Genomic DNA, 11502 nt, shown 5'->3' with positions numbered 1-11502 from the left:
ACCCGAACATCCCGCGGCAACCAACGACGACGTATCCCAGCCACCACAACACCTCCACATCAGATGCTGCGACGACCACTAGAACCCAAGCGGTTAGAACCGTCCTTACCACTCACGAGCCGAGGGTGTCCGGGTCCGGTCCCAGCCGCTTCCCCTGCTCCAGGGTCGCGATCGCGGCGCCGTCGTGCGCGTCGAGCGCGAAGTCGAAGACGTCGATGTTCTCCTTGATCCGTTCCGGCGTGACGGATTTCGGGATCACCAGATGGTTCATCTCGACATGCCAGCGCAGCACGACCTGCGCCGGCGTCTTGCCGTGCTTCTCCGCGACCGTGGTGATCTTCTCGTCGGCGAGCAGGTCCCCGCCGCGCGCCAGCGGCCCCCAGGCCTCGGTGACGATCTCGTGCTTCTCGTGGAAGTTCCGCAGCAACGGCTGCTGCAGCCACGGGTGGCATTCGATCTGGTTCACCGCCGGGACGATCCCGGTCTCCTCGATCAGCCGCTCCAGATGCGGGATCTGGAAGTTCGAGACGCCGATCGCCTTGGCCCGGCCGTCGGAAGCGATCTTTTCCAGCGCCCGCCACGTTTCCACGTACTTGTCCTGCGCGGGCAGCGGCCAGTGGATCAGGTACAGGTCGACGTATTCGAGACCGAGCTCGCTCAGGCTGGTGTCGAAGGCACGCAGCGCCGAGTCGTAGCCGTGCTCGGTGTTCCACAGTTTCGTGGTGACGAACAGTTCCTCGCGGGGCAGCCCGCTGGTGCGGACGGCCTCGCCGACTCCGCGTTCGTTGGCGTACAGCGTCGCGGTGTCGATGGCCCGGTAACCCGCCTCGATGGCGGTGCGGACCGCGGCCACGACCTCGTCGTCGCCGATCTTGTACACCCCGAACCCGAGCTGTGGGAGGGACGTGCCGTTGTTCAGCCGAATACTGGGGACCATGGTCGAACAGTAACCCCAGCCGGGGGTCAAGGCAGAGCGGGAAGGTGCACGGTCACCGAAAGACCGCCGCCCACAACGGGTTCCGCGGACACCGTGCCGCCGTGCGCCTGGACCGCGGCCCGCACGATCGAAAGCCCCAGCCCGGCGCCGGTGCGGGCGGTCCTGGCGACACCGGCGCGGCGGAACGGTTCGAACAGTTCGGGGACCGCGGCCGGGTCGAGCAGGCCGCCGGACGACCGCACCCGCAGCACCGACCACTGTGGACCCGCCTGCGTGACGACGTCCAGCCACCCGCCGTCGACGTTGTGCCGCACGGCGTTCTCCAGCAGGTTTCCCGCGATCCGCTCCAGCAGGGCCGGATCGCCGAACGTCGGCGCGCCCTGGGTCGCGAATTCGACGCGGAGACCGCGTTTCTCCGCGTCCGGCCGCGCCGCGCGCCACGCGCTCGCGACGATCACCGCGAGATCCACCGGTTCCCTGGCCACCAGTCCCGCGCCGTCCGTGCGCGCGAGCAGCAGCAGCGAACCGACCAGCCGTTCGGCCCGCTCGGTCGCGTCGCGGACCACACCCGCCATCCGGCGTAACTCGGCTTCGTCCGCGTGCTCGTCGGCCAGGGTGACGTCGAGTTCGGTGCGGATGACCGCGAGGGGTGTCCGCAGTTCGTGGCTGGCGTTCGCGACGAAATGCCGTTGTGCGTCGAACGCGGCCTGCAACCGGTCGAGCATGTCGTCGAAGGTCTCGGCCAGTTCGGCGAGCTCGTCCTTCGTGCGGACCTCGCCGATCCGCTCGCCCATCGATTCGATCGACAGGCGCCGCGCGGTACCGGTGATCTCGCGCAGCGGTTGCAGGACCCGCGCGGTGAACGTCCACGCGAGGATCCCCGCCGCCAGCACGACGAAACAGAACGCGACCGCGCCGAAGAGCAGCACCCGGTTCCTGGCGTACACCCGCAGATGCTCGGTGACCGCGGAAGCGTCGACGTCGACCCCGTCGACCCGCACCGTGGTGCCCGGCGGCAGCCGCGGGACGGCGGAAACCGCGTCGCCGACCAGGTTCCAGGTCAGCCAGAGCAGCAGGAGGCTGACCAGTGCCACCAGCCCGGTCGCGAGCAGCGTGACCCGCGCGCGCAGGCTGCGGGCACCGGACAGGTTCACCCGCGTGCGGTCCCCTGCTCCGGCACCCGGTAGCCGGAGCCGACGACGGTCTCGATGATGCCCGGCTCGCCGAGCTTCTTGCGCAGGGTCATCACGGTGACCCGGACGGTGGTGGTGAACGGGTCGGCGTTCTCGTCCCACACGCGTTCGAGCAGTTCCTCACTGCTGACCACCGAACCGGCGGCCGACAGCAGCACCTCCAGTACGCCGAACTCCTTGCGGGTCAGCTCGACCGGACCGCTCGCGCGGCGGACGGTCCGCCTCGCCGGGTCCAGCTCGACGTCGCCCGACGTCAGCAGCGGCGGCGCGGCCGGGGTCGCACGGCGGCCGAGCGCCCGCACACGCGCGACGAGTTCGGGGAAGGCGAACGGCTTGGCGAGATAGTCGTCGGCGCCGAGGGAAAGCCCGTCGACGCGGTCCGAGACGGAACTGCTCGCGGTGAGCATCAGGACGCGGGTCAGCTCGCCGGACGCGACGATCTCGCGGCACAGGTCGTCGCCGGACATGCCGGGGAGGTCGCGGTCGAGCAGCACGACGTCGTACCGGGTGACGGCGGCCTTCTCGTGCCCGTCGTCACCGGTGAGCGCGATGTCCACCGCCATGCCCTCGCGCCGCAGGCCGCGTGCGATCGCGTCGGCGAGGGGTTCTTCGTCTTCGACTACCAGAATTCGCACGACCCTACGTTGCCACACATTCCTGAGAGTGACCTTATTGGACCGACCGACCGTGACCAGCGGTCTCGGATGTCGCGAAAGCCACTTTCGAGACGTTTGGTGTCCCGAAAGTGGCTTTCGCGACGCCCGGCCCCAAGGGCACCCGAGCCCTTCACGCCCAGCGCAGGGCGAACCACAGCCGCATGCGGGTCTCCGGATCCGCCAGGTCCACCCCCAGCGCCCGTTCGATCTGCCCGATCCGGTGCCGGACGCTGTTGCGGTGCACGCCGAGTTCGGCGGCCGTCCGGTCCCAGCCGCCGTGGTGCGCAAGCCAGGTGCGCAGCGTCCCGACCAGTTCGCGGTCGCCCTTCCGGTCGAGTTCGCGCAGTGGCGCCAGCGCCTGGGCGGCGAACCCGGCGGCGACGCCCGGATCGATCAGCGCGTCCAGCCCCGCGGTGCCTTCCGCCACGATCGGCCGTTCCAGCGCGGCGGCCCGCGTCAGCAGCAGCTCGATCTCCCCCGCCGCTTCGGGAAGCCGTGCGGGCGGGACGGGCGAGCCCACGACCGCGAGCCAGCCGTCGGCGCGGAGCCGGTCGAGGTCGTCGTTTTCCGGCGCCTCGCGGACGATCGCGGTGAACCGCGGGCCTGGCCGCAACCGCACGAGCGGGGTGTCGAGCCGGGCGCGGAGCCAGTCGTAGCGGGCGGCGACCTCGTTCGGCCCGCGGCGGTACGCGATCCCCGCGACCAGTCGGCGTTCGTCCCCGCCGATCACGTCGGTCTCGCCCAGTAGCAACGCCGTGGCGGTGGCGCCCAGCCCGGCCGCGTCCGAACCCGCGCGGCCCACCAGCCCGAGCAGCGCCGCCCCGACCGACAGGATCGAGCGGTCGGCGCCGTCGAACCGCGCCACACGACCGATCACGACCAGATGCGACGCCGTCGCCTGCGGGTACACCGGCTGCGCGACGACATGGGTGCCGTCGGCCAGTTCCGTCGTCGCGCTGCGGATCCCCCGGCCCGTCCGGAGCGTGGCGAGGAGTTCCCGGACTTCCTCGGGCAGCGGCGACGGCGCCCCGTGGTCCGCGGCGAGGACATCGTCGACGCCGACCAGGGCCACCCACGCCCCGAGCCGCGCGGCCAACGCGCCGGCCAGTTCACCGAGCCCGTCACCGGCCGCCCTGGTCAGCGCCTCGCGCGCGACCGCGATCCGCCGCTGTTCCCGCTGCCCGGCCTCGGCAAGGGCGACCGACACCGCACGGCTGATCGCCAGGAACGGCGTCCGCGGCTGGACGACCAGCAGCGGGAGCCCGTGCCGGGCGCACGCCGTCCGCAACCGCGGCGGCAGCGTCTCGTAGGCCCCCGGTGTGAGCCCGAACCCCAGCGCGGAGATCCCGCTTTCGGCCAGCCGCCGGACGTAGCGGTCGACCTCGGCCGCCTCGACCGGCAGGTTCACTCCGGCGGTGAGCAGCAGCTCCGCCCCGAGCAGATACGGCGCGGGATCCAGCAGCTCACTGACGTGCGCCCAGCGCACCGGGGCGTCGAGCGCGCCCGGCCGCAGGGTCTCCACGACCGGGTCGACCGCCAGTTCCGGGTTGCCGACCACGGTCCGTAACGGGACATTCACATCCGAGTCGAACGGATCGCCGCTTTGGGTCATTTCATCCTCACTCACCCCTGAGTTCGGATGGATCATCCCATGTCGTTCAAGCCGTGGACGAACCTACGGTGACCCGAACGAAGCGAACAGCCCCAAGTCAAGGAGGACACCGTGGCCGGTGACTACGCGGTGATCGCGCTCTACATAGCGGGCATGATCGGGGTCGGCTGGTTCGGGCTGCGGCTCGCCAAGACCAAATCCGACTACCTCGTCGCGGGCCGCCGTCTCGGCTGGTTCCTGTACTCGGGCACGATGTCCGCGGTCGTCCTCGGCGGCGCTTCGACGGTCGGCGGGGTGAAACTCGGCTACACCTACGGCATCTCCGGCGCCTGGCTCGTGATCGCGATCGGGGTCGGCATCCTGGTCCTCCACACGCTGTTCGCGCGGAGGCTGGTGAAACTGCGCGTCTACACCGTCGGCGAGATGCTCGACCTGCGCTACGGCGGCTCGACCAGCACCATCTCCGGTGTGGTCATGTGGGGCTACACGCTGATGCTGACCGTCACCTCGACGCTGGCGTTCGCCACCATCTTCAAGGTCCTGTTCAACGTCCCGAGCTGGGCGGGAATCGCTATCGGCGGCTCGATCGTGGTGCTCTACTCGGTGCTGGGCGGCATGTGGTCGATCACGCTGACCGACATCGTCCAGTTCGTCATCAAGACCATCGGCATCCTCTTCATCCTGCTGCCGGTCTCGATCGTCTCGGCGGGCGGTTTCGACGGGATGGCCGCGCGGCTGGACGAGAGCTACTTCGAACTGACCGCCATCGGCGGTGACACGATCTTCACCTACTTCCTCATCTACAGCTTCGGCCTCTTGATCGGCCAGGACATCTGGCAACGCGTCTTCACCGCGCGGACGCCGGGCATCGCGACCGGCGGTGGCGTCATCTCCGGCGTCTACTGCCTGGTCTACGGTCTCGCCGGCGCGCTGATCGGCACCGCGGCCAAGACGCTGTACCCGAACCTCGCCAGCGCGCAGGACGCGTTCGCGACCATCGTCGAGGACCAGCTGCCCGCCGGGGTCCGCGGGCTGGTGCTCGCCGCGGCGCTGTCGGCGATGATGTCGACCGCGAGCGGCGCGCTCATCGCGTGCTCGACGGTCAGCACCTCGGACCTGCTTTCCAAGCTGCGTCTCAAGAAGGCTGCGGACGAGGTCGCGAGGAACCGGGTCACCACGCTGGTCCTCGGTATCGCCGCGATCGGGATCGCGATGGTCGTGGACGACGTCGTCAACGCGCTGACCATCGCCTACGACATCCTCGTCGGCGGCCTGCTGGTCGCGATCATCGGCGGGCTCGCCTGGAAACGCGGCACCCGCCAGGGCGCGCTCGCGTCGATGGTCGTCGGCACCGTCGTGGTCATCACGTTCATGTTCGTCGACGGTGTCGAGGCCAACAGCCCGATCTACTGGGGCCTCGGGTCCAGCCTCGCGGTGTACCTGCTGGTCAGCTTCCTCACCCCGCGTACGTCGGACGAGATCCTCACCGTGTGGACCCGCCGCCTGAACGGCAGCGCGGCCGCCGAAGAAGAAGAGGCGAAACTCGCCGCTTCTCAGTCCTGAAAACCATTCGAAGGAGACACAGTGCCTGAGCAGCCCCCGATCGGACCCGTCGACTCTTCGAAGGTGCCCCGGTTCGCCGGTTTCGCGACCTTCGCGAGGCTGCCGCGGATCGATCAGGTCGAGCATGCCGACGTCGCCGTCGTCGGGGTGCCGTTCGACGCCGGGGTGTCCTACCGCCCCGGCGCGCGGTTCGGCCCCGCGGCGCTCCGTGAGGCCAGCCGCCTCCTTCGCCCGTACCACCCGGAACTCGATGTTTCCCCGTTCGCCGAAACGCAGGTGGTCGACGCCGGCGACATCGCGCTCAACCCGTTCAACATCGGCGAGGCGATCGAGACGCTGCAGAGCGAGGCCGAGGCGCTGACCGCGGGCGGGACGCGGCTGGTGACCGTCGGCGGCGACCACACGATCGCGCTGCCGCTGCTGCGGGCGGCGGCGAAGAAGCACGGACCGGTGGCACTGCTGCACTTCGACGCGCACCTCGACACCTGGGACACCTACTTCGGCGAGCCGTACACCCACGGCACCCCGTTCCGGCGGGCGTCCGAGGAAGGCCTCCTCGACACCGAAGCGCTGTCCCACGTCGGCACGCGCGGCCCGCTGTACGGCAAGCGGGATCTGGAAGAGGACCGCCGCCTCGGATTCGGCATCGTCACCTCCGGCGACGTCATGCGCCGCGGGGTCGCCGAGACCGTCGACGCGCTGCGCCAGCGCATCGGCGGCCGCCCGCTCTACATCTCGGTCGACATCGACGTGCTCGACCCCGCGCACGCACCGGGCACCGGGACCCCCGAAGCGGGGGGCATGACCAGCCGCGAACTGCTGGAGATCCTGCGCGGGCTGCGGGACTGCAACCTCGTCGGCGCGGATGTGGTGGAGCTCGCCCCGGCTTACGATCACGCCGAGATCACCGCCATCGCGGCCTCCCACGTCGCCTACGACCTGGTGAGCCTGCTCAGCCTGGGAAAGAGCGAATGACACGACGAATAGGCGGCGATGTAGTCGTCGAAACCCTGCACGCGCTGGGCGCGGACACCGTGTTCGGCCTGCCCGGCCAGCACGCGCTCGGCCTGTTCGAAGCGTTGCGGCGCACGGACGACCTGCGCGTCATCGGCTCGCGCGTGGAGAACAACCTGGCGTTCGCGGCCGACGGGCACGCCCGCGCCCGGCTCGCGGCGGACCCCGAAGGCCCGGTCCCGGTGACGCCGATGATCGTGTCGACCGGCCCCGGCGCGTTGCTGACTTTGGCTTCCCTGCAGGAATCCCGGGCGGCGTCGGTACCGGTGCTCGGGATCTCCAGTCAGATCCCGGTGGCCGGGCTCGGTGGCGGACGGCACGGGTACCTGCACGAATTGCCCGACCAGCAGGCCAGTTTCCGCGATGTGGTGAAGTCGGTGCACGTGGCGCACCGTCAGCCAGATCCCGACGGCGTTGCGCGAAGCATGGGAGTCGGCGGCGACCGCGCCGTACGGCCCGGTGTGGGTCGAGATCCCGCAGGACATCCTGCTGGCGCCGACGGACCTGCCGCGGATCACCTCGGTGACCGCACGGCCCGCGCCACTCGAACCGTTGCCGGAACTCGTCACCGAAGCCGCGAATCTCCTTGGCGCGGCGAAGAATCCGGTGATCCTCGCCGGTGGCGGAGCCCTGCGCTCGGGCGCGCAGGCGGAGCTCAAGGCGCTCGCGGAGGCGCTGCGCGCGCCGGTGCTGTCGACGTTCGGCGGCAAGGGTGTCTTCGGCTGGGACCACGAACTGTCCGGGCAGTCCTGGCTCGAAGACTGGCACAGCACCGAGTTCCTCTCGGCCGCGGACGTGCTGCTGGTGCTGGGGTCCGGGCTCGGTGAGCTGTCCAGCAACTACCGCGAATTCGCCCCGCGCGGCCGGCTGATCCAGATCGAGGCCGATCTCGGGAAACTGGAGTCGAACTACCCGGCCCTGGGCATCCACGCCGACGTACGCCTTGCCCTGCAAGGTCTTCTGGAGCAGGTTCCGTTCCGGCAGAGCGACGGCGTCGCCGAGAAGGCGGTCGCGGATCTGCTGGCCAAGGTGCGCGAACGGCTCGACGGCCAAGCCCTCGAAACCGAGCGCAAGCTGATCGACGACATCCGTGCGGCGATCCCGGCGGGCACGCAGACGTTCTGGGACATGACGATCGCGGCCTACTGGGCCTGGTCGGCGTGGAACCCCGATGGCGCGCCGATCCACACCGCGCAGGGCGCGGGCGGCCTCGGTTACGGCCTGCCCGGCGCGCTCGGCGGCGCGGCGGCGACCGGCGGGCCGACGCTCGCGGTGTCCGGCGACGGCGGCGCGATGTACGGCATCGCGGAACTGGCCACGGCGGTCCAGCACGGGCTGGACGTCACGTGGCTCGTGATCGACGACGGCGGCTACGGCATCCTGCGCGAGTACCTGACCGGCGCTTTCGGGCAGTCCACCGCCACCGAACTCGCGCGGCCCGATTTCGCCGCGCTGGCCCAGTCCTTCGGCGTCTCCGCCACGGTGTCCTCTTTGGACACCGTCGGAAAAGACCTTGCCGACGCCCTCGGCACACCCGGTCCGTCGATGGTCGTCCTCCCCGCCCTGCTGAAGATGTTCGAGCCGACCCACCTGGAGAAGAAATGACTCAGGTCCTGAATTTCGTCGACGGCGCCGAGGTACCGGCGGCGGGCTCGCGGACGCTCGATCTGGTGGATCCCGCCACCGGTGAGGTCTTCGGCACCAGCGTCCTCTCCGAGCAGTCCGATGTGGACGCCGCGCTGGCCGCCGCCGAACGGGCGTTCAAGGTGTGGCGCAAGAGCACTCCCGCCCAGCGTCAGCTCGCGCTGCTGAAGATCGCCGACGCGGTGGAGGCCCGCGCGGAGGAATTCGCCGAACTCGAAATCCGCGAGACCGGCAAGATCCGCGCCGTCGTGCTGGACGAGGAGATCCCGGAGTGCGTCAGCGCGCTGCGGTTCTTCGCCGGTGCGGCGCGGCAGCTCGAAGGCACCGCGGCCGGGGAGTACCTGCCTGGCCACACGTCCGCGATCCGCCGCGAGCCGGTCGGCGTCTGCGCGCAGATCGCGCCCTGGAACTACCCGCTGATGATGGGTGTCTGGAAGATCGCCCCCGCGCTGGCCGCGGGCAACACCGTCGTACTGAAGCCCGCGGAGACCACGCCGTCGACGGCCGTGCTGCTGGCGAAGGTCGCGGCGGAGTTCCTGCCGCAGGGCGCGTTCAACGTGCTGTGCGGCGATCGCGACACCGGCCGCGCGCTGGTGAAGCACCCGATCACCGAGCTGGTGTCGATCACCGGCTCGACCCGCGCCGGGATCGACGTCGCCACCGTCGCGGCGGCCGACCTCAAGCGCACGCACCTCGAACTCGGCGGCAACGCGCCGCTGCTGGTCTTCGGCGACGTGAACCTCGCCGAGGCGGCCGAGGGCATCGTCGGGGCGGCGTTCTACAACGCCGGGCAGGACTGCACCGCGGGCAGCCGCGTGCTGGTGGACGCGGCGATCCACGACGAGTTCGTCGCGGAGCTGACCAAGGCCGCCGCCGCGCAGACACCCGGCGAGGATTTCGGCCCGCTCAACAGCGAGGCGCAGTTCGGCCGGGTGCGCGGTCTCGTCGACCGGCTGCCGTCGCACGCCCGCGTGGAGACCGGCGGCGTGCCCGCCGGTGACCGCGGTTTCTTCTTCTCTCCCACCGTGATCTCCGGCCTGAAGCAGGACGACGAGATCGTGCGGGAGGAGATCTTCGGCCCGGTGATCACCGTCCAGTCCTTTGTGGACGAGGACGAGGCGGTGCGCCTGGCCAACGGCGTCCCGTACGGGCTCGCGTCGTCGATCTGGACCAACGACCTGTCACGCGCGACCCGCGTTTCGGGCGAACTCGACTTCGGCTGCGTCTGGGTCAACACCCACGGGCCGCTGGTCTCGGAAATGCCCCATGGCGGCTTCGGGCACTCGGGCCACGGGAAGGACCTCTCGTCCTACTCCTTCGCCGAGTACACCCGCGTCAAGCACGTCATGACCCGCTTCGCCTGAAGCCGTACCGGAGGTCCCCATGGGTGACAAGGTCACCGAAGTCGAGCAGCACGGCATCGCGCCGATCCCGCCGGAGGAACAGACATCGCGTCCGCGCGACCTGTTCCGGATGGCGTTCGGCGGCGCGAACACCTTCGCCACCATCATCCTCGGGACGCTCCCGATCGCGTTCGGCCTAAGCTTCTGGGCGGCGGTCGCGGCCACCGTCGCGGGCGTGGTCGTCGGCGCGCTGGTGCTCTCGCCGATGTCGTTGTTCGGCCCGCTCACCCGGACCAACAACGCCGTCTCCTCCGGCGCGCACTTCGGCGTCGTCGGCCGTTGTGTCGGCTCCTTCCTCTCCCTGCTGACCGCGATCACGTTCTTCGCCATCTCGGTCTGGGTGAGCGGCGACGCCGTCGCCGGGGCGGCACAACGGCTTTTCGGCTTCGACGGCGGCGAAGTGCTCCGCGGTGTCGCGTACGGCGTCATCGCGATCGCCACGCTGGTGGTGTGCATCTACGGCTACCGGTTCATGCTGCTGGTGAACCGGGTCGCCGTGGTGCTGGGCACGGCGATCATGCTGCTCGGCATCGTGGCCTACGGCGGCACTTTCGATCCCGGGTTCGCCGGCACCGGCACCTACGCGCTCGGGGACTTCTGGCCGACCTGGATCCTCGCCGCGCTCACCACGATGGCGAACCCGATCTCGTTCGGCGCCTTCCTCGGCGACTGGACGCGCTACATCCCCGCGCGCCACAGCCGCCGTTCCCTCCTGGCCGCACCGTTCCTGGCGCAGGTGGCGACGTTGCTGCCGTTCGGCTTCGGCATCGCCACCGCGACGCTGGTCGCGGATCCGGCCGACTACATCACCGGCCTGACCGCGATCTCCCCGCTCTGGTACGCGATCCCGCTGATCGTGGTCGCCCTGATCGGCGGGCTGTCGACTGGCACGACGTCGCTCTATGGGACCGGGCTGGATTTCAGTTCGATCTTCGTGAAGCTGAGCCGCGTGCAGGCGACCCTGCTGATCGGCTCGCTCAGCGTGGTGTTCATCTTCGTCGGCAATTTCGTGCTGGACATGGTCTCCAGCATCAACGCCTTCGCGACGCTGATCGTGCTGTGCACCTCGCCGTGGATGGTGATCATGATGATCGGTTTCGTGCTGCGGCGCGGGTTCTACGACCCGGACGACCTCCAGGTGTTCAACCAGGGCCGCAAGGGCGGGCGTTACTGGTTCACCCGCGGGGTGAACTGGCGGGCGATGGCCGCGTGGATCCCGGCGACGACGCTGGGCCTGCTGACCGCCAACACCCCGATGATCGCCGGGCCGTTCAAGGACATCGCGGGCGGCGTCGACATCAGCATGGTGGTGACGCTGTGCACGGCGGCGATCGCGTATCCCGTGCTGGTGAAGCTCTTCCCCGAGCCGCGGGAGGTCTACTCGTACGCGGAGCCTGTCGCGGAACCGGCCGTCGCGGTCTAGGCGCTGTCCGGTAAGTCTGTTCCGTGCCGGGTCGTGGGTGGCGTTTCGGGTTAGAAC

The 11502-nt window shown here is 70.0% G+C and carries 8 protein-coding genes and 1 pseudogene; 5 read left to right on the top strand and 4 right to left on the bottom strand.

The genetic code is table 11. The features are described from left to right. Positions 1–112: 112 nt before the first annotated feature. The 4 genes from ACFVM3_RS40750 to ACFVM3_RS40735 all read right to left on the bottom strand — a co-directional run bounded on the left by ACFVM3_RS40750 (position 113) and on the right by ACFVM3_RS40735 (position 4398). The gene (locus ACFVM3_RS40750) at positions 113–937 is read right to left on the bottom strand and encodes an aldo/keto reductase (RefSeq protein ID WP_378445127.1); all 825 of its coding nucleotides are present in this window, start codon (positions 935–937) and stop codon (positions 113–115) included. Between the two features lie 26 nt (positions 938–963). Next, entirely contained in the window at positions 964–2091 is a 1128-nt protein-coding gene (locus ACFVM3_RS40745; protein WP_378445126.1) for a sensor histidine kinase, read from the bottom strand. Continuing rightward, the gene (locus ACFVM3_RS40740; RefSeq protein WP_007033550.1) at positions 2088–2765 is read right to left on the bottom strand and encodes a response regulator transcription factor; all 678 of its coding nucleotides are present in this window, start codon (positions 2763–2765) and stop codon (positions 2088–2090) included. The genes ACFVM3_RS40745 and ACFVM3_RS40740 overlap by 4 nt, the downstream gene beginning before the upstream one ends. A 151-nt stretch (positions 2766–2916) precedes the next feature. Then, complete coding sequence (locus ACFVM3_RS40735) at positions 2917–4398, bottom strand: PucR family transcriptional regulator (protein ID WP_378445125.1); 1482 nt, start codon at positions 4396–4398, stop codon at positions 2917–2919. A gap of 111 nt (positions 4399–4509) precedes the next feature. Between ACFVM3_RS40735 and ACFVM3_RS40730 the strand changes: the two genes are divergently transcribed. The 5 genes and pseudogenes from ACFVM3_RS40730 to ACFVM3_RS40710 all read left to right on the top strand — a co-directional run bounded on the left by ACFVM3_RS40730 (position 4510) and on the right by ACFVM3_RS40710 (position 11445). Further along, positions 4510–5961 carry a sodium:solute symporter gene (locus ACFVM3_RS40730; RefSeq protein WP_378445124.1) on the top strand — a complete coding sequence of 484 codons (1452 nt, stop codon included), beginning with the start codon at positions 4510–4512 and terminating at the stop codon, positions 5959–5961. Between the two features lie 21 nt (positions 5962–5982). Then, a complete protein-coding gene (gene speB, locus ACFVM3_RS40725) occupies positions 5983–6936 on the top strand; it encodes an agmatinase (protein WP_378445123.1) in 954 nt (317 codons plus the stop codon). Further along, positions 6933–8580: pseudogene (locus tag ACFVM3_RS40720) on the top strand (thiamine pyrophosphate-binding protein). The gene speB and the pseudogene ACFVM3_RS40720 overlap by 4 nt, the downstream one beginning before the upstream one ends. Then, positions 8577–9983 (top strand): aminobutyraldehyde dehydrogenase, encoded by a 1407-nt coding sequence (locus tag ACFVM3_RS40715; RefSeq protein ID WP_378445122.1) that lies wholly within the window; start codon positions 8577–8579, stop codon positions 9981–9983. The pseudogene ACFVM3_RS40720 and the gene ACFVM3_RS40715 overlap by 4 nt, the downstream one beginning before the upstream one ends. Positions 9984–10002: 19 nt before the next feature. Then, positions 10003–11445 carry a cytosine permease gene (locus ACFVM3_RS40710; RefSeq protein WP_063274499.1) on the top strand — a complete coding sequence of 481 codons (1443 nt, stop codon included), beginning with the start codon at positions 10003–10005 and terminating at the stop codon, positions 11443–11445. Positions 11446–11502: the final 57 nt, after the last annotated feature.

This window comes from Amycolatopsis sp. NPDC057786 (assembly GCF_042797905.1).
In the GTDB taxonomy this organism is placed as follows: domain Bacteria; phylum Actinomycetota; class Actinomycetes; order Mycobacteriales; family Pseudonocardiaceae; genus Amycolatopsis.
The sequence above is the reverse complement of the archived record's forward strand: the minus strand, read 5'-3'. Positions and strand labels throughout refer to the sequence as shown.

Excerpts from the sequence above, each read along its gene's own strand:
- ACFVM3_RS40750 (WP_378445127.1), bottom strand. The coding sequence starts at position 937 with ATGGTCCCCAGTATTCGGCTGAACAACGGCACGTCCCTCCCACAGCTC.
- ACFVM3_RS40735 (WP_378445125.1), bottom strand. The coding sequence starts at position 4,398 with ATGACCCAAAGCGGCGATCCGTTCGACTCGGATGTGAATGTCCCGTTA.
- ACFVM3_RS40715 (WP_378445122.1), top strand. The coding sequence starts at position 8,577 with ATGACTCAGGTCCTGAATTTCGTCGACGGCGCCGAGGTACCGGCGGCG.
- ACFVM3_RS40710 (WP_063274499.1), top strand. The coding sequence starts at position 10,003 with ATGGGTGACAAGGTCACCGAAGTCGAGCAGCACGGCATCGCGCCGATC.